Source organism: Metallosphaera javensis (ex Hofmann et al. 2022) (assembly GCF_022064045.1).
GTDB lineage: Archaea > Thermoproteota > Thermoprotei_A > Sulfolobales > Sulfolobaceae > Metallosphaera > Metallosphaera javensis.
On sequence record NZ_JAKNCW010000014.1, the window covers coordinates 1 to 18,230 of the forward strand.

The 18,230-nt window shown below is 48.0% G+C and carries 18 protein-coding genes, 1 tRNA gene and 1 pseudogene; 9 read left to right on the top strand and 11 right to left on the bottom strand.

The genetic code is table 11. The features are described from left to right. The 3 genes and pseudogenes from L3N51_RS08950 to L3N51_RS08960 form a co-directional block, all read left to right on the top strand. A pseudogene (locus tag L3N51_RS08950) lies at nucleotides 1-490 on the top strand (hypothetical protein); the annotation flags it as partial. A 198-nt stretch (nucleotides 491-688) separates the two neighbouring features. Next, nucleotides 689-761: transfer RNA gene (locus L3N51_RS08955), tRNA-Gln, on the top strand. Nucleotides 762-1,690: 929 nt separating this feature from the next. Beyond that, nucleotides 1,691-2,206: a PaREP1 family protein gene (locus L3N51_RS08960; RefSeq protein ID WP_238026812.1), complete on the top strand. Its 516-nt coding sequence runs from the start codon at nucleotides 1,691-1,693 to the stop codon at nucleotides 2,204-2,206. Nucleotides 2,207-2,451: 245 nt separating this feature from the next. On the opposite strand, the gene L3N51_RS08965 is transcribed toward L3N51_RS08960, so the two are convergent. After that, nucleotides 2,452-2,646, bottom strand: coding sequence for a hypothetical protein (locus tag L3N51_RS08965; protein WP_238026813.1), 195 nt, complete (start codon nucleotides 2,644-2,646; stop codon nucleotides 2,452-2,454). A 37-nt stretch (nucleotides 2,647-2,683) separates the two neighbouring features. On the opposite strand from L3N51_RS08965, the gene L3N51_RS08970 reads away from it, so the two are divergent. The 6 genes from L3N51_RS08970 (at nucleotide 2,684) to L3N51_RS08995 (ending at nucleotide 7,982) form a co-directional block, all read left to right on the top strand. Then, nucleotides 2,684-2,869, top strand: a complete 186-nt coding sequence (locus tag L3N51_RS08970) for a hypothetical protein (RefSeq protein WP_238026814.1) — start codon at nucleotides 2,684-2,686, stop codon at nucleotides 2,867-2,869. Nucleotides 2,870-2,961: 92 nt separating this feature from the next. Continuing rightward, nucleotides 2,962-3,705 (top strand): hypothetical protein, encoded by a 744-nt coding sequence (locus L3N51_RS08975; RefSeq protein WP_238026815.1) that lies wholly within the window; start codon nucleotides 2,962-2,964, stop codon nucleotides 3,703-3,705. A 41-nt stretch (nucleotides 3,706-3,746) separates the two neighbouring features. After that, nucleotides 3,747-4,988, top strand: a complete 1,242-nt coding sequence (locus L3N51_RS08980; RefSeq protein WP_238026869.1) for a phosphoglycerate kinase — start codon at nucleotides 3,747-3,749, stop codon at nucleotides 4,986-4,988. Next, on the top strand, nucleotides 4,985-6,007 hold the full coding sequence (locus L3N51_RS08985) for a phosphorylating glyceraldehyde-3-phosphate dehydrogenase (protein WP_238026816.1): 1,023 nt from the start codon (nucleotides 4,985-4,987) through the stop codon (nucleotides 6,005-6,007). Before L3N51_RS08980 ends, L3N51_RS08985 begins: the two co-directional genes overlap by 4 nt. Nucleotides 6,008-6,011: 4 nt before the next feature. Next, complete coding sequence (locus L3N51_RS08990) at nucleotides 6,012-6,419, top strand: universal stress protein (protein WP_238026817.1); 408 nt, start codon at nucleotides 6,012-6,014, stop codon at nucleotides 6,417-6,419. A 357-nt stretch (nucleotides 6,420-6,776) separates the two neighbouring features. Next, nucleotides 6,777-7,982, top strand: a complete 1,206-nt coding sequence (locus tag L3N51_RS08995) for an ATP-binding protein (protein ID WP_238026818.1) — start codon at nucleotides 6,777-6,779, stop codon at nucleotides 7,980-7,982. A 127-nt stretch (nucleotides 7,983-8,109) separates the two neighbouring features. Here the strand turns inward: L3N51_RS08995 and glyA are convergent, their stop codons facing one another. The 10 genes from glyA to L3N51_RS09045 form a co-directional block, all read right to left on the bottom strand. Then, nucleotides 8,110-9,405, bottom strand: coding sequence for a serine hydroxymethyltransferase (gene glyA, locus L3N51_RS09000; RefSeq protein WP_238026819.1), 1,296 nt, complete (start codon nucleotides 9,403-9,405; stop codon nucleotides 8,110-8,112). Nucleotides 9,406-9,428: 23 nt separating this feature from the next. Next, entirely contained in the window at nucleotides 9,429-10,661 is a 1,233-nt protein-coding gene (hmgA, locus tag L3N51_RS09005) for a hydroxymethylglutaryl-CoA reductase (NADPH) (RefSeq protein WP_238026870.1), read from the bottom strand. Further along, entirely contained in the window at nucleotides 10,648-11,055 is a 408-nt protein-coding gene (locus L3N51_RS09010) for a Zn-ribbon domain-containing OB-fold protein (RefSeq protein ID WP_238026820.1), read from the bottom strand. Before L3N51_RS09010 ends, hmgA begins: the two co-directional genes overlap by 14 nt. 4 nt (nucleotides 11,056-11,059) lie before the next feature. Beyond that, a complete protein-coding gene (locus L3N51_RS09015; protein WP_238026821.1) occupies nucleotides 11,060-12,142 on the bottom strand; it encodes a thiolase family protein in 1,083 nt (360 codons plus the stop codon). 9 nt (nucleotides 12,143-12,151) lie between these two features. Further along, nucleotides 12,152-13,198 (bottom strand): hydroxymethylglutaryl-CoA synthase, encoded by a 1,047-nt coding sequence (locus tag L3N51_RS09020; protein WP_238026822.1) that lies wholly within the window; start codon nucleotides 13,196-13,198, stop codon nucleotides 12,152-12,154. A 77-nt stretch (nucleotides 13,199-13,275) separates the two neighbouring features. After that, nucleotides 13,276-13,662 (bottom strand): adenosylmethionine decarboxylase, encoded by a 387-nt coding sequence (gene speD, locus L3N51_RS09025; protein ID WP_238026823.1) that lies wholly within the window; start codon nucleotides 13,660-13,662, stop codon nucleotides 13,276-13,278. A 100-nt stretch (nucleotides 13,663-13,762) separates the two neighbouring features. Continuing rightward, complete coding sequence (locus tag L3N51_RS09030; RefSeq protein ID WP_238026824.1) at nucleotides 13,763-14,194, bottom strand: hypothetical protein; 432 nt, start codon at nucleotides 14,192-14,194, stop codon at nucleotides 13,763-13,765. An 8-nt stretch (nucleotides 14,195-14,202) separates the two neighbouring features. Next, a complete protein-coding gene (locus tag L3N51_RS09035; protein WP_238026825.1) occupies nucleotides 14,203-15,789 on the bottom strand; it encodes a hypothetical protein in 1,587 nt (528 codons plus the stop codon). Beyond that, a complete protein-coding gene (locus L3N51_RS09040) occupies nucleotides 15,786-17,339 on the bottom strand; it encodes a hypothetical protein (protein WP_428846162.1) in 1,554 nt (517 codons plus the stop codon). Before L3N51_RS09040 ends, L3N51_RS09035 begins: the two co-directional genes overlap by 4 nt. Continuing rightward, the gene (locus tag L3N51_RS09045; RefSeq protein ID WP_238026826.1) at nucleotides 17,336-17,899 is read right to left on the bottom strand and encodes a hypothetical protein; all 564 of its coding nucleotides are present in this window, start codon (nucleotides 17,897-17,899) and stop codon (nucleotides 17,336-17,338) included. Before L3N51_RS09045 ends, L3N51_RS09040 begins: the two co-directional genes overlap by 4 nt. Between the last annotated feature and the right edge of the window lie 331 nt (nucleotides 17,900-18,230).

The window sequence follows — 18,230 nt, forward strand, 5'->3', positions numbered from 1 at the left end:
CGGGATTGCGGGTCTCGTCTCAGGGTACGAGAGGATCTCCCTTCAGGGACTCGAGGTTGTCGCCATCAGCGCCGTGAGACCTCCGCCCTTCACCTCCTCGGGCGTCATGGCCTGGGCTAGGGAAATGGGGCTGGATCAGGAGCTCTCCACCCTCCTTGAGGGATCTAGGAGGTTCAGGAGGGCCCTCTCCGAGCTGGGCTTCCCTCCCTTCATCTCCTTCGCCGCTGCAACCCTAGTTGACTGGATGGACCAATCCTACGAACAGGCTCTGGCCTCGGCCAGGGAGATAGCCAGGGAGCTTCAGGCCACCTACGAGAAGGTTGTGCAGGAGCTCTCAGGTAACCCTCCTCCCGTCACGGACATACTGTACAGAGAGTGGTACGAGCACAGGTTGAGGGTTGAGAACTGCGCCTCGGAGATAATTGCGGACCACCCGGACTACTCCTATGATGATCTCCTGGAGGAGGTGAACTATTGCGCCCAGGGCTAGAGAGTTGGGATGGCTTAGCACATAAAGTATTTAGCCTACGCTGAAAAGAATTGTTTATTATTGATCCAGCCTGAATCTATTTTATAACCAAAGTTGGGCAGAATGAGTCTAATTATTGCCCAGTATAATATGGTAATGAAATACTAATAACGTGATGTTAGGGAAGCTTTATAACACAGAAATTCAGCTTATTTAATTAGCCGGGTAGTCTAGCGGCCAAGGATCCAGGGCTCTGGCCCCTGGGACCAGGGTTCGAATCCCTGCCCGGCTACCTTATTTCTAACGGCTTTTGTTCCATCAAGACTTCGTGTATCGTACTCTTATCAGACTAATCATAACATTCTAAGTTCTATCTTAGAATTATCATCTCTCTCCAGGTCTATAGAGTCTCTAGAGAGACATAAATAGCAATTTTCAGCTCTATCCCCTCGGGCCTAAGTACCCGATCATTTGACCCCTAACCTTTAGTGATGTGAGGTCCAGCCTCCAGGACCAGTTTCTAGTCAACGAGTAGGGTCTTCGCCCTGCCATACAAAATTCGTGAAAACGAGTCCATCGACCCCTTACGGATTTTAAAGTAGAGAGATATCTTCAAGAAAGTTCGTACAGGAATGGAAATTGTTCATTAATGTACAATAGCTTAAGCTTGAAAGTGAAATTTAGCCGTAAGAAAATTGGAACGGAACTGAAAAGCATTCATGTAAAATGAACTTGAAGGGATTTTCAGGAAAGCATTACAAGAATAGCACTTTTCGGAACTTATTTCAGGTTGAACAGTTTCCTGTCAAGGTAAAGAGTTTTCAGGCAGGCGAGGGGACTCACAACTTTGGTCTCTCGGATGCCTCAAGACCAAAGGAAATTCAATTTGAGCCAGATGAGCTTTGACGTAAATCCATGTTCCTCTTTGTCTTGAACGAGACGTTTTCCGGATCCAGCTCCTTCCCCCTATCACGACCTTATTCCGTCAGTTCTCCCATCCTGTCTCTTCGAGGGATGAAGGCATCCGTGTGTCATGCCCATGTTGTATTTAAGGAGCCTTTAACGCGAAATACAACGAACTGAGCTAGCCTGAAAAAGTATCATCAGGTTATTTAAGGGATAGGGAATATCACGTCAATCTCACGCATAATCCAAGAGTTAAAACGGTTTACGGATAAGGTTTAAATCTACGCGATATTAAACTTAAAATAACTGATATCAATGGAGAAGGATTTACTAATAGTGGATCAAAATTACGTTATTGCCAGACTGATAGAAAGTCTTGACGACCTGCTTCTCTCAGCGGAATTATGGAATAGAGGTTTTACAAGAAATTCAGCTGGGAAAGCATTTAATTCGGTTAAAGCACTCCTATCAGCTATTATAGTAAAGTATAAGGATGAAATCGAAAAATATGTTGATGAGTCTGAATCCGAATGGTTTGAAAGGAAGGCTCATATTGTGCCCACACACTCCATGAAGAGTTTATCCATACTCTTGAAAAAGATTGGAATTGATTTGGAAAATTTGGTAAACTTAGCGTATGATCTTCACGAGTATCAGTATAATGGATTCGAGCCTGGCTTCTCTCCTTACTTGAAAAAGGAGGATGTCTTAGAGGATATAAGAAATGTAATAACTCAATTACCTAGTTTTATAGAGAAATATTTTTCCAAAGAAATAAAGGATACTGAAGTAAAAGATTTAGTTGAAAGGGTTAAGAAACTCAGCTTATAGATTGGAGCCACACGTCTCCTGCTAATTGTATTCTGATCACTTCATTTCTTATTATTCACTGTAACTTAATTGAGTAGAATCGCCTCAATAGTGAAGATAATGACGAATATGTGGGGATTTATTCCATTTGTGAGAAAGATTATCGAAAATGTTGTGGTACTGGGCTATAGTCCGGATGATCCGGAGTCTGTATGCGGTGTGAAACTTGCCTAACCTCCTCTTCTCAAGCGAGTTGAAGAACTCCACTATGTCATAGAGAGGAAGCATTGAAGTTCGCGGAGCAGGGAGATAAAGGAGAGGAGATCCTGTTCCATAAGTTCCTTAACCCTGTCCGGAACTTGGTAAGCAGGCCTGATATCAGGAGATAGTTCCCCACCTGGGTTCAAAGGTCTCTTGACGTGATAGGGGTAGAGATGTCCTGCGTTTACAGGAGAACTCAAGTACGTCCACTGGCCTGATTATTTCTGCAGTGACAGTGTGAAGCTGAACCTCCTCCGAGTCTGGCTTTCAGTTTCCAGTCTTAGCGCCCTCCTAGACCAGAACGAAATCCAGCCTCCTCCCTTCCCGGGTTACGTTCATGGTCACGGGGAGAACCCCCTTAAGCCTGGCCCACTTTCCGGCACTACGAACTTTTTATCCGTGATAACCCTCCTAACTTCCTAGAGCCTGGGTAGGAAATTTCCGGAAATACTGAGGTAACTGATTCACCACTCCCTTTCTTAAGGTTTTTATTGTGGATATCTTAACATTAATGAATGCCCTGGAATTTCCTCAAGAAAGATAAGCGACGATTTGAAAGAGATAAATTCGGAGAATGGGCAATAGTTGGATCAAACAAGGAACTGTCCTTTCTTGTCAACACAATCTCCAAGGCAGTCTCCAAGACGGGCTCAAAGAAAAACGAGATCTATGTTCTCCAGTACCTCAAGGACCCTGTGATCCCAAATCTCTTCTCGTTGAAGGGCATGGTGGAGACAAGTTACAATGTATCTGAGATGGCATTTCAGGACTCACTCAGGAAGATATTTGACGATCTAGGTAACGTGGGCGAGATAAGGACCGTTAAGGTCAGGCTGTGTAATGACATTTTCCTCTTTTTCAACTTCAACTTCATCGCAAAGAAGGTTAAGAACTCCACGGGGGAGGTGAAACTTCTCATCCCTCCGCTCGGAGTCTCAAGTTCTCAGATTCCCTACACCGTGGAGCACCTTTTCAACGCCATGATGGGGAATGAAGGGGACCAGTGCAGTGTCGAGACGGATTTCATGGATTCCAGAATGGCCAAGCTAACCTTTAACTGCAAAAAGGTTCACCTGGACCATTTCAGGGTAAGGGAGTCCTTTTCCTATTTTCTCGATGATGCCGTTGGTTTCAGGTTAAAAACGAGGAGTTCCAATCCCCAGACCACGGAGATCGAGATAGTTCTCCTCAACCTGAGGAGGGAATCCCTCATCCCCCTTCTGTGGGATAACTTTCTCTCCATCTATCCATCGTGCTAAAATTTTAATCCCCTTGTTTAAAATGATCGCGGGGATCAATTCTGATTAAAGTAAATGACATGAGTATTCCCACACTGGACGATCTCAACTTCGTTAACAGCAAGGTTCTGGTGAGAATTGATATAAACTCACCCGTTGACTCAAAGACGGGGAAACTTCTCGATGACTCCAGAATAAAGGCCCACGTGGAAACCATTCGTGAACTTGTGAATCGAGGAAATGGGGTAGTCCTGGTTTCACATCAGGGGAGGCCCGGAGACAACGACTTCACGGACCTTGAGGAGCACTCCAGACTCCTCCAGAAACACCTGGATATGGAAGTTGAGTTTGTGGGAGACGTCATGGGGCCCTACGCCCGGGAGAGAATAAAGAACATGAAACTGGGGTCAGTCCTTCTCCTAGACAATGTCAGGTTCGTTTCAGAGGAACTGATAGAGGCCTCTCCCCTTCAGCACTCGAAGAGCTTTCTCGTTCGCAGACTCCAACCGCTCTTTCAGGGATATGTGAACGATGCGTTTGCCACAGCCCACAGGAGCCAGGCTAGCCTCGTGGGATTCCCTCTCGTGCTGAGATCCAGTGCTGGGAGGGTAATGGAGAAGGAGGTCTCAGCTCTGGCCAAGGTCTTCAATGAGGGAGAGGAACCCAAGGTCTTCATCATGGGTGGAGGGAAGGTTCTGGACAGCCTCAGGATAATTGAGAACCTTGTGAAGAGAAGGCTAGCTGACAGGATATTGACGGGAGGACTCATAGCTGAGCTCTTCGCAGTTGCCAAGGGGCTGGACCTGGGAAAGGATAACCTTCAGGTCCTTGAGAAGGCCGGAGTCCTCAGTCTGATCCCAAGGGCAAGGAAGCTTCTCCTCTCAGGCGCTCCGGTGGAGATTCCCGTGGACTTCAAGGTGGAGAAGGGAGGCCAGGTGTACGAGGAACCGGCTAGCAAGGTCACCGGCGTTATCAAGGACGTGGGTTCAACCACGGTTGGAATATACTCGTCGTTTATAAGAGACGCAAAGATCATAGTCATGAGGGGACCAATGGGAGTAATAGAGGACGAAAGGTTCAGGGAGTCTAGCAGGGCTCTCCTCAGGAACTCCCTGGAGAGTCCAGGTTACCTCATAGTTGGAGGAGGACATATGATCAGCCTCCTGGGAGGAGTGGGACCTCTGGACAGTTCCAAGGTTCACGTGTCCACGGGCGGTGGAGCTCTCCTTCTCTTCCTTGCAGGAGAGAGATTACCGGCCCTTGAGGCCCTTGACATTTCAGCCAGGGAGGTGTTGAAGAGGTGATCAAGGTAGCGGTTAACGGTTACGGAACCATTGGAAAGAGGGTGGCCAGCGCAATCCTAGCTCAACCTGACATGACGCTGGTGGGAGTATCCAAGACCTCACCCAACTACGAGGCATATCAGGCGCAGAGGATGGGAATTAACCTCTACGTCACCAAGGAATCGCTGAAGGAGTTCGAGGAGGCAGGAATCAAGGTAAAGGGAGTACTGGAGGACATGATCAGGGAGGCTGACGTTGTTGTGGACGCAACTCCCAACGGCGTTGGTGCCCAGTACAAGCAGGTTTACACGTCCATGGGGAAAAGGGCGCTCTTTCAGGGAGGGGAGAAGGCCAATGTGGCAGACGTATCCTTCTCCGCACTGTGCAATTACGACGAGGCTGTGGATAAGAAATATGTGAGAGTGGTATCCTGCAACACTACCGGGTTGTTGAGGACCCTCTGCACCCTGAACAGGGTGAGCAAGATAACCAGGGTCAGGGGTACCATAGTGAGGAGGGGCGCAGACCCCAAGGAGGTAAAGAAGGGGCCCATCAATTCCCTGGTGCCTGATCCGGCTTCCATACCCAGCCATCACGCCAAGGACGTGAACACAGTTCTCAAGGACCTTGATATCGTAACCATGGCAGTTGTGGCTCCTACAACCTTAATGCACGTTCATCTCCTTGACGTTACGGTGAGTAGCCCTGTCACCAGGGAGGATGTCCTTTCTGTGATTAGCTCAACACCCAGGATACTCCTGGTATCGGGAAAATCCAAGGTATCTTCAACAGCCGAGATAGTGGAAGTCGCCAGGGACATGGGAAGACCCAGAAATGACCTGTATGAGCTGGTGGTCTTCGAGGACTCGGTATCTGTAAAGGGGAACGAGATCTTCTTGATGTATGCAGTTCATCAGGAGTCCATTGTGGTTCCAGAAAACGTGGATGCAATAAGGGCAGTTTCCGGTTTCGCTGACGGGAGGAAGTCAATTGAGATGACCAATGCCTCCATGGGAATTGGAAAGGGATATCTGGTGTGATAAGATGGGTTCTCCAACCTATACTGTAAGCATGTGGTTCAGAAAAATCCTGGTGCCAGTGGACGGATCAGAGAACAGCATGAGAGCACTGGAGCTGGCAGTGGATTTCAGCCTGAGATATGGCTCTCGAGTCACGGTGTTCTACGCGTGCGACAGATGTTCCGACACTGAGACGGTGAAGAAGCTTGTGAAGGAGAAGGTTGAGGACAGAATTGATTATGAGTTCCGTGTAGCTGAGGTGCCAAGGGATAGCAGTACCTCTAATGAGATTATCAAGGTTCTGTCAGAGGGAGTGTTTGATGCAGTTATTATGGGGGCCAGGGGCAACACCACGAACAGTGACATTAACACGGGTTCAAACGCCCTATCAGTGGTAGTCAACGCACCCGTGACTGTAATAGTGGTGAGATGATACACTCTTTTAGTGGATTCCTGCTAAGGAAGTGTATTCTTTCTCAGAGTGTCGTCACGTTGGTTTTAAAGTTTCACGGAATTCAATGCTAAGCCCCGAAGCCTAGAACAAATTCATGCAAGTTTGACGACACTATATTTCTTTCTCCACCTTCGATCCTTCTGGGGAATTATTCAGGTCTAGATGAGGACACTGCTCATCACATGATTTCAACGCCTTGAAAGCGAACGGCCTTCTTAGAGGTAAGCCATTCACAGCAGATCCCTTTTCGTACTTCTTCAGTTTACTAAAGAAGCTCTTCGTTAGAGTTTATCAGTATACTGATAAACCTTATATCCCAGGCAGATCAGGTAACATGTGGAATTAAAACAAGTTCTCCTAGACCAGAGGACGCGTCTGGAAAGGCGTCTGGAATCTGAGAAACTCATAGAGAGGGACGTCCCTGACCTGGAGAGATATCTGGTCTCGCCTAACGTTTTGGCAATCCTTGGAGTTAGAAGGTCAGGAAAGTCCACTCTTGCCAAAATGATCGTGAGGGGTTCAAACTACGGTTACGTCAATTTTGACGATGAAAGGCTCTATTGGCTCAAGATGGAGGATCTCTCCCAAGTGGAGAGAGCACTTTACGAACTTTTTGGTGAAGTCGAATACCTGGTCTTCGACGAAATTCAGAACGTAACTGGCTGGGAACTCTTTGTGAACAGGCTAAGGGAGGAAGGCAGGAAGGTAATCCTCACAGGTAGTAATTCGAAACTCCTGTCTGGAGAGCTGGCAACTCACCTGACAGGGAGGCATATCGACTTCACCCTGTTTCCTTTTTCTTTCCCTGAGTATCTCAGGTATAGGGGTGTCAAACTGGAGAGAATGAGAGATGTTTACACTTCTCTCTCCGAAGCAACTTTGAAGAAGGAACTGGAGAACTATATCAGGCTTGGGGGATTTCCGGAGGTTCACAAGATCTCCGAGGAAATCATACATCAGATAGTGTCGGATATATTTGCCAAGGACATAGTTTACAGGATACGGGTTAAGAGGATCAGGACCTTTCATGACTTTGCCTTCAGTGTAATGAAGTACTACGCTAACGAAATCTCCCTCAACAGGATTTCCAAGATGCTCAAGCTGAGCATTAACACCGTAGAGGAGTGGTTTGATGCCATGATAAGTTCCCATTTAATTTTACCCTGCGAAAGGTACAGCGAGAGTCAGAAGACTGCACTGGTCTCACCTAAGAAATTATACCTGGTGGATCCTGGAATCATCTCCCTTGTATTGCTGGATCGTTCCATGGGAAGGATTATGGAGAACCTGGTCGCGTTACACCTGGCCAGAAGGAAAATCAAACTCCAGTACTACAGGGAGGAGGGTAAGGAAGTGGATTTTGTCACTCCGGACTCCTTTATACAGGTTACCTATGCCAACGGAAAGGATGAAATTCCCGAAAGGGAAATTGAGAACCTGAAGAGCGTGAGGGGAAAAAGGAAGATTCTGGTGACCTGGGACTACGAGGATGAGATTGATGGGATCAAGTTAATCCCCCTGTGGAAGTTCCTACTGGAGTGATTGGGAGTATTACCCTTAGGAAAAAGGGGAGGTGAAAAACCTGGGCCCGGCCCGGTTTGTTGATTTCAGGCTAAGGCCCCTTAAATGCATAACAATGTGGGAGCCCCGGGTGTTTGTTATTAAAAATCTAGAGTATCATTGGGATCAGCTTAGAGTTATACTTGGATAGATCGTAGTTCAGGGCGTACTTAACTTCCAGGAATCTGGATCTCATCTGGATCACCTTCCTCTTCATCTCGTTGATGTCCTTCTTATCAACCAGGATCTCCTTCATGAGCCCCGCAATCTCCTCCATCTCACCCTCCTTCATTCCAAACCTTGTCATCTCCTGCACTCCAATTCTTATCCCGCTGGGATCGTTAACTGCCTCCGGTGGATCATGTGGCAGAAGGTTCTTGTTCACTATGATGTTTGCGCTCTCCAGAGTCCTAGCCACGTAAGCTCCTCCACCCAGGTTCTTCACGTCTACCGCCACCTGATGGCTCTTGGTGTAACCCAGATGTTCTCCCACCACCTTGAATCCCATGGAAGCCAGGGCCTCAGCGAGCGCCTTTGAGTTCCTGGTGATCTGTTTGGCGTAATCCTCACCGTAAACCTTCATCTCCAGGGCAGTCACTGCAGTTGAGGGTAACCTGTGCAGGTGATGATTGCTCACGAACCACGGGAAGATAGTTCTGGACACCTTCTTGAACTCTTCCTCCTCGTTGGAGAATATGGCACCGCCCTGTGGTCCAGGGAAGGTCTTGTGGGTTGAGACGTTTAGGAAGTCGGCCCCCTCATCAAGGGGGTTAGCCCATACCTTCCCCGTCATGAGTCCGTAAACGTGAGCTGCGTCATAAACCAGCTTTGCCCCAACGGCGTGAACGTGAGGGGCCAGTTCCTTTGTGGGATGCGGGAAGAGGTAAAGGCTACCACCCAGAACCACGAACCTGGGCTTGATCTGCTCTATCATTTTCACAGCCTTATCCACGTCCACATTCATGTTCTCCTCGTCGTACGGCATCTCTATGTGCTCAATTCCCAGCGCTCCAAGTGTCCCAAACTTGGTATGACTCACGTGAGCTCCAGCCTGGACGGGGGCAATCAACGCTTTCTCCCCGGGGCTTGCCAGAACCCTGAACACGGCCGCATTGGCGAGGGTGCCACTGGTAGGCCTGAGATCACAGAATTTGCTTCCGGTCACCTGGTTCATGAGGTCCATGGCAAGCGTCTCCACCTCATCCACGTACTTGGTTCCCTGATAGAACCTCTTGAACGGTTTCCCCTCAGCATACCTGGACATAAAATCGCTCATGTAAAGGGCCTCAGCCAGGGGGCTCATAACGTTCTCCGAGGCAATCATGTTTATGGTCTCTGTCCTTCTCCACTTGTTCTGGCTCCTGGTGAGCTCAATCACTTTTTCCAGTTCCTTTTGAACGTCCATAACTCTAGATTAACTCTAAAAAATTAAGTCTTCATGCCTCTCCCAAGGCGAAGGTGGGCCCTCCCCAGCTCCCTAGTGGAGAGTGCGGACAGAAGGTTCAGCTCTCCAGCCAGGACAGAAGCGGAGATTATCTCCGCCAGTTTTTTCGCGTTACTTCCTGGGGGATTACCTCCTCCCTCCACTCCCATCATGGAGAGCGCCTCCCTCTGAGTGGGCAATCTGGTCCCTCCACCAACCGTGCCAACCTCCAGAGATGGCAGGGTGACGGAGATGTACAGGTCTCCGTTTCTGTTCTCAACCCAGGTATAACCCGTACTGCTCTCCACAACCTGTGCAACGTCCTGTCCCGTGGCGATGAAGATAGCTGCAATGATGTTGGCGAAGTGGGCATTGAACTGGAAGACTGTGCCTGCCCTGGCCCCGCCCAGCCAGTTCTTTCTCAGGTTAACCTCCTGAATCTTCTCCGCCGTGGTCCTAAGATGGGTCTCCAGAACCCTTGAAGGGATGAGGGCCTCAGCAACCACGCTCTTTCCCCTCCCCAAAAGCTCGTTGGTCATGGACTGCTTCTTATCACTGCAGGCGTTTCCGCTGACCGCAACGCATCTGGCCCCGGGAAACTTCTCCTCAAGGAAGGAACATGCAGCCTCAGTCGCTACAGTTACCATGTTCATTCCCATGGCGTCCCCTGTCTCGTACTCGAACCTCAACCAGACGTTGTTGCCCAGCTGAAGGGTATCAATCTTCACGAGTTTGGCGTGGGAAGAGGTGGACTCCGCAACCCTCTTGATCTCGGGAAAGTTTCCCTTAACCCACTCCGTGAACCTGAAGGCATCAAGTGCACTATCAAAGGTGAAGACGGGAGCCCTTGTCATTCCATCCCTCAGGATCTTGGTCCTCACCGGACCTGAAAGTCTCAGAACCTTCATTCCCCTGTTAACGCTTGCAATTAGCGCTCCCTCAGTTGTTGCCAGCGGGACGAAAAAGGATCCCCTGGCGTAATCTCCCTCCACCAGTACTGGCCCAGCTACTCCCAGCGGTATCTGCGCTGCACCTATCACGTTCTCCGCATTCCTTCCCTTCACGTCCAGGTAGTCAATGATTGTTGCCCCAATGGAGGGAAAGCTCTTCCCCGTGAGCCTCTCTATGGCCAGCCTCCTTGCGACCATTGCAGCGTTAGCGTCCAGGTGATCGTCGACCCTGTGAAGCTCTATCTCTCCCTTTACTACCTTCTCCACCACTTCATCAATTTTGTCCATCATCTACCAACCTAAACTTGGTACCGTACTCTATAAGCCCATTGCTGGAGTCCACCCTCAGTCTCCTTATGGTAGCCTCAACCCTCTGTCCCTCTCTGGGTTCCTCATCCACGTCCACCAGCGGGGCAACCAGCTCCACCCCCTCGTCCAGCCTTATGAGTCCAAAGTACACTGGAGATTCCTTTTCGTGACCTGTCCTGACCTGATGGGAGACAGTGTAGGATAGAAGAACTCCCTTTCCTGAGAGCTTCCTGGTGGTCACCCTGAACGAACCGCAGTTACTGCATACCGTTCTGGCCGGGAAGTTCACGTGACCGCACTTCTCGCACACCGATGCCACAAGGGAGTAGTGGGTATCCTTGTTTCTCCAGATCTTGGGTGGTAGGATTCTCATGTTCTCACCTCGACAACGCAACGGAAACCGCAAGTGAGCCCAGTTCGTCCATGGACAGGATCAACCCCCTTCTCGCATCCTTAACCCTTCTTCCCTTGAAGGTACCCGCAAGCTGGGCATAGCCCTCAGCCACCTGGTACACCCCTGTTGCACCTCCAGGGTAGCCCCTGGCCTTCAGACCCCCAGAGTAGTTAACCTGAATCTGGTCCAGCTGGTGAAGGGACTTTCCCCTCTCAAGACCCAACTCGTCCAGAATCATGGCCGCAGTAATGCTGTAGGAGTCGTGAATCTCGTAGAAGTCAGGCTTAAACTCCTTCCAGGGGGTCACCACATCCCTCACGGAGAGCAATTCCCTCAGGTTAACCCCAGCGGTGGAGAAGTTCACTCCCTCAATTTTGACGGGAGTCTCGCTCACCTTTCTGGCAACCTCCTCACTTGTCACCAGCACAGCCGCCGCTCCGTCTGCCCTGGCAGCTGTGTCGAAGAGCCTGATAGGGTCCGATACCACTTGGGAGGAGAGGATGGTCTCCTTGTCCACGGGGAACTTCAGGAACGCGTAGTGGTTCTCCGAGGCATACCTGTGCATGAGGTAGGGCCACTCCGCGAAGTACTCCCTTGAGACGTTATACCTCTTCATGTAAAGCTTCATCTGGATTGCGGCGTATGCCTGCGGGATAACCCCAGCCCTGTAGGAGAACTCCTCATCCAGGTTCTGGGCTATCACGTCGTTGAGGTGGGAAGCGGGGAAATCTGCCAGCTTCTCAGCTCCAACCACGAGAACTGATTTCGCTGTGCCCGACTTCACCAGGGAATAGGCCGAGAAGATTGCTGACCCTCCGCTGGCATCCCCATTCTCCACGCGAATGGCTGGGATCCTGTAACCCAGGGCTCTAGCTAGTTTACCAGCAAGCTGAACCTGTTCTTCCGTGTTCTCACCATAGGCGTTGGCCAGGAGGAGAACGTCCGGCCTGTGCTCGCTGAGCTCCTCCTCCAGTTCCGAGACCGCAGCTATGGCCAGGTCCAGAAGGCTATTCTCGTAGTACTTGTCCACCCTGAGGGTGGACCCTGTGGCAACGAAAACGTTCATGTAATTCACCTAATCGTAAACCTTGAACTTGTGGGTGGTCTTTGCGTAGCTTGCGTAATCCACCAGCTTCTTCCTTTGAATGTAGTAGTCAGTGGTGTGCGCCAACTTCTGCCTCTCCAGAATCTTTTCAGTTATCACGAAGCTGTAAGCGTCACTTCCCGCACCGCTACCGAAGGGTGCCACGAGAACCCTCTGTCCAGGTTTGGCCACGTCCAGAACCCTGGCGAAGCCCAGGAGGGCCGAGGCATTGTATGGATTCCCTATCAGTGTGGAAACCATCCCCTGCTTCACCTTCTCCAGCGGGACGCCCAGTTTCTTGGCCATCTGGAACGGAAACTTTCCATTTGGCTGATGGAACACGAAGTAGTCGAAGTCTGACACCTTTAGACCGGTGTCCTGAAGGAGTCTGTTCACCGCCTCGTAGATGTGGGCAAAGTACGCTGGTTCACCCGTGAACGCCTCCCCGTGGAGTGGATAGGGCATCCCATCCCTCCTCCAGAAGTCCGGAGTGTCAGTCACGTAGGACGTACTTGCCTCAACCACGGCTGAGGCCTCCTCTGCCCTTCCCACAACGAAGGCCACGGCGGCAGCTGCGGAGCTGAGTTCAAGGACGTCGCCTGGATTGGACTGGGCCGTGTCGGAGCCAACCACGAGGGAGTAGGAAACCTGCCCGCTCTCCACCATGGAGAAGGCCATCCTCAACCCTGCTGAGGCGGCCCTGCACGCGAACTCCAGGTCGGCAGTGAGGGAGAACTTGGAGAGGCCAAGGGCGTCAATAAGGATTGCCGATGTTGACTTCACCGCGTAAACCTTGGACTCCGATCCAAAGAGTGCCATCTCCACTTCCCTGGGATCAATCATTGCTCTGGTGAGGGCGTCGCGTGACGCCTCTATGGCCATGGTTGTCGAGTCCTCATCCGCGGCCGGGACCGATTTCTCCGTGAGACCCAGTGCCTTAACAACTCCCTGTTCCTTTCCCCATACCGACGCAATATCACTTACCTTGATCCTGTACTTGGGAACGTAAGAACCCCATCCAATGATTCCTGTATGCATCCTGTCCCATAATTCGTCATGATTATAAAGGTTTTCGGTAATTGTCTATAGGGTTATAGACAGGAGTCGAAAAAAGGTTAACTGGAGCTTCTATCCGCGAAGAAGACCTGGTACCTCCTAGGCTTCAGGGCCTCCACAATGAACTTGAACGCAGCCTGGGGGTCGCTGTCCTCTCCGCAGGTGTAAACGTCAAGGGTGGCGTAGTTGTATTCATTCCATGTATGAAGTGCAATATGGCTCTCCTCGATGAGCGCTATGACCGAGACTCCGCCCTTCTTTCCTCCGAAGCTCCAGGACTTAGCCTCGACCAGGTTCATGTGCGCAATCTCAACAGCCTTGAGAACTAGATCCTTGAGAAGTTGCTCGTTGTTCAGGTCCTCCGGGTCTATGTCGTAGAGGTTTCCAAAAACGTGTTTTCCTACAATTCTGTCTTCAGGGGATTGGAACGTGACCTGTTCAGACATCTCCTGTTCTTGTACCCTCCAAACGTGAATGTGATTCTAGGATTAATAAATGTAACTAGAGGTTTTGAGGTGAGGAAAAAAGAGAGGAGCCAGGACATTGTTACGCGAAGGCAGTCTCGTTTGGGAGAACCGTGGCGAAGACTGAGACGTTGTAACCGGAGATTTCAAGGAGAAGGGTCCTGTTCCAGACGTAAGAGGGGAGGGTGAAGTTATGGATGAGAGGGGCTGGAAGGGAGTGCGATGCAATTTGATTTGAAATGTTAATCCACTGCCCGTGATAATCGTAGAAGACTGCATCAAGGGTGTAATTGGAACCACCTCTTATGGTGAGCAGGGTAGACTGGGTGGGAGTGGAGTTGAAGAAGAGAAGAATGGAGCCTCCATCTATCTGCCTCCTGAGGACGGAAATTTCGTCCACCTGTTGAGCAGATGGTTTAGAGAAGTCCAAGACAAGGAAGGCAAGCGGGACCAAGATTATAACAACGAGAATTATTGCAATGATAAATGCAATAAACTCCGATTGAGCCTTCATTGAATCACCTAAAGCTGGTTCCAACCCACGTACCAGGTGTAAACTACGGTAATATTTAAGGGAGAATTTATTGTAATTACTGCAGGTAGAGTTGTACGACTGCTAGTATTCAAAAATTCGTAAGTCTCCCAGCTCAAACCTGCCTGAAAGATACTAGGAGGATGGTTTGTATAGGTCACGTTTATATAGGTAGAAGGAAGGCTAGAAATGGAGATGAGCTCCTCGTGTGAGTATTTTAAAGGCAAGTAGCCTATAGGGACGAATTTCCCTATTCCACTAAGTGAATAGGTGCCGTTTTTTATCCAGAAAGGACTAGAATAGTTGTATAGGCTGTTATTAAGTTCAAAATATAGGCCATATTGGCTGGGTTTGTTTAACGTAAGGGGAGTAACATTAGAAACAATAATAATATAATAAAATATCCCTATAACATTATAAAGATATATCCCTGTAACATTTTCTGGATAGTCTATCGCAGAATAGTTTGCCTCAATTCTAATGTAATTGTAATTATTTATATATTGCACAGATAAATCAGAATAGTTATTTGACGGATTTATAAAGGCGATGAAATTATCCACCGGGTAGTTTACTGAGTTTATTAATGAAGAACCATATGTATAATGGTATATTATACCCTTGCTCTCAAGGTTAGTGTTATTAAACTGTAACGTATTAACAGAGATGTTTATATAACCGGCTAAGGCTGTTATATTTTCGCTTCCATTAATAGTATAAGATATTCCATCTACAGTGATATTGAACTTAGTTGAAGGATAACTTGAAATTTGTAACGTTATAATCTTGGTTACGGGAGTATAATTCGCTATGAGAGACATGGATCCTCCGCCTAACGTAACTTGGGCTACTCTGGAATTGGTGCTGTTCAATGTCACCTGTCCTCCAACTATCCAGTTGTGAAACACACCCGTCACTATAGATCCGTTAGGTCTCTCATAGAAAACGTATTCTGGAGCCTTCACCACGAAGGTGCCTGTCTGATTGGGGAATGCAGTAGGTGTGGTGTAGTTCTTGTAACTTCCATCTATGTTAGTCGTCACGTTGGTAGATACCCCTATCGGTCCGCTGGGTTCCGCGATCTCAGCTCCTATAACCAATCCTCCTCTGGCTGACGTGGAGTAGGGCCCTATTGATGACTTGGGTGTCAGGAAAAATACGTTTCCCAGGGATGTTACTATAATGATTGGCTTACTCTGCACATAGCTGGGAAGGGTCAAGTTTGTGAATGAGCTCACGGTAATTGGGTAATTATACGAAAGGTTCAGCCATACCCCACCTGAGAAGTAGAGGATCTTAACAATGGTTAAGTTCGTTGGAGGGACGAATGTGCCATTAGTGTAGTAAAATTCAATGGAGGAATTTGCATAGTAGATGGCAGGGTGACCATATTCTACCTGCTTGACCTGAAGGGACTTAAGGAAGATGTAGTTATTGACCAGTGCCAGCTTTGCTGAGCCGGCCTGCTGACTGTTAGCGAAAAATGTGATCATGGGGATGGCAATCACCAACACGACGATGATTAACATGAGGATTGCAATAGCGTTTGTCAGACCCTTAGACATTGAAAGCTTCATAGTGCTTCACCTCCGTAAATCCATTGCTGGAAATTGGTTATATAATAGGGCGAAATGATTGTAATTTGATAAGGTAGATAATTTGGATAGATTGTGATTGGAACACCGGTGTAATTCTCTGCAGTAACATTTTGAGGGTAAGAAAGTAGCTGTGAATATTGGACGTTATTTATTACAAAGCTACCGGATATTCCAAGTAAATAGTCATAAGTAAATTCAAGTACGGTACCATTCTTGAAATATAATCTCTGTACTTGATTATTATTTACTGGTCCGATAACGAACGTGTTATTAACTTGTATCAGTTGACCACCAACGTCCCCTAAAACTTGTGTGCTATTGCTATTCAGTTGGGCGCCACTTGGAAGACTGAAACTGTTATTTGTCAACACCGCATAATAAACTTCAGATAATGTGTAATTACCATAAACTTGTCCTGTTCCGTTCACAAAAATTATGTCAGGCCCTTTTATAGAGATGTTGTTGCTAGATGATATTAGACTGGTGAACTGATAACAGTTTATCTCTCCTGCATACATAAAGAAATGGCTTCTTCCATGATTATAAGAATAGTTAAAGGAAATATTATAGTAAGACGGGAACTGTATAAGATGATAACCGTATGTGAGGTTTAACTTTATTCCAGTTTTGTTTAAGTAAAAGGTTTTGTTATCAATCTTGACCGGGATAGTATAGTTTAATGAGGTTAAACTATTTCCCTTGAGAGTAGTAGTATTAGGTGCCAAAGGAATGTTAAAAGGAGAAATCTTCACCAAATACTTGTTTAATTGAGCCTTGTAAATGGCCACTATCACGGTGGGAGAGAAAACCGTGACGCTGGTAGATAGCTGGTTGGTACTGCTCAGTGTACCCCCAACTATGCTCCAGTTTTGAAACACTCCCGTAATCCCATACTGGGGAAGGAATACGGTCTGACTTTTATCGGTGAGCGGATAGGTTCCAGGTGTAACAAAGTATACCTGAGGAGTAAATGCGCTACTCCCCGTGGTGGGGAAAATCACCTGAACCGATACGGGGATCAAGTTGGATCCGTTCTCCACGAATGATGCTATGTACACGGGAAGTTTCCCGGCAGGCCCCACTATATTCACTGTGTTTATGGAGGTGTTGGGGTTTAGGAAGTAGATGTTCCCCTCCCCGGATACCATGATTACGGGCCTATTGAAGGCCTTGCTAGGAAGGGGAATAAACGTGTTTCCAGCCACCACCAGCGAGCTCTTCAACACAGGGCTCCACGTGGTCCCATTATAGAAGTAAATCTGGGTCACGTTTAATGGGTAAGGGATGGATGTGAACAGAACCTGCAGGAAAGGAGATCTGCTAGAGTTGTAGTAAACGTTGGGATTTCCCCTAAACACCTGATTCACCTCCTGGTTTTGCCCTTCAAGGTAACCAGTGGCCTGCTGTGATCCCTGATTCGAGTAAATCTGTGTGGAACTCATAAAAAGATATGCCGGTACTAGGACTGCCACAAGCAAAATAAACATGAGAACCATGAAGATAGGGACTGAAATACCCCTTCTCATCATGAGGAGGGCACCCCCGTGAAAGTGTAACCTATCCTGAAGGTATCCCCTTGACCGTAAAGAACCCAGATCACGATTACATCGCCCTGGGTGTATCCCTTAGCCTGTATTGTCACAGGGGTGTTAAAGGGTACGCTGTACGCGGTCAAGGGTGATCCGTAAAGAATGTGACCATTAAGGTCATAAATTCGCGAGATGTTAACGGCCTTGTTAAGAGCCCCGGTAATCGAATAGACCTTGAATGTTGAGGGACCTGGAGGAGTACTAGGGGTTACCAGTGAGATGGAGGACTCAAAGCTCTGCGGTACGTAGAAAGCCACAATGGAGACGTTACCGCTCTCAGCTGGATCGTAAACCTCAAGTACTAAACTACCTGAGGTGGAGTTGGTGATGAGGGGTCCAACGCTGAGAGTGGTCTGCGAGGCAATGTTACTTGCGGTTTGTTCTTCGGACGTTAAGATTATCTGAGGATATAACACGGAGATGGAAAAGGCAACGATTGCTATACCCAGAGCCACAACCACCGCAATCAGTATAATTTCCTGGACAACGTTTTCAGGCATGAACTTCTATATAAATGATGAATGTCCTTGATAAATGATGAATGTCCTTGTAAATAAGTTTTGGTGAACGAATCTTAAATAAGGGTTTAACGTTGGACCAAATCCTAAGGTTTAGGAAGACCCGTTTAGATCAACATCTAGAAGAGTTAGTATAAATTTAAATAAAATCTAGATGCTTGAGAAAATAATATTTCATGAGGTCTACAAAAGAAATCGGCCTTGAATGTTTCGTTAGAATGAAAGGTGACCAGGTTTTTAACCTGTAATGGATTATTTCAAGGCTAATCTGTTGTTATGAGGTAAAATGATGTTATGCATAGCCTTGTAACAT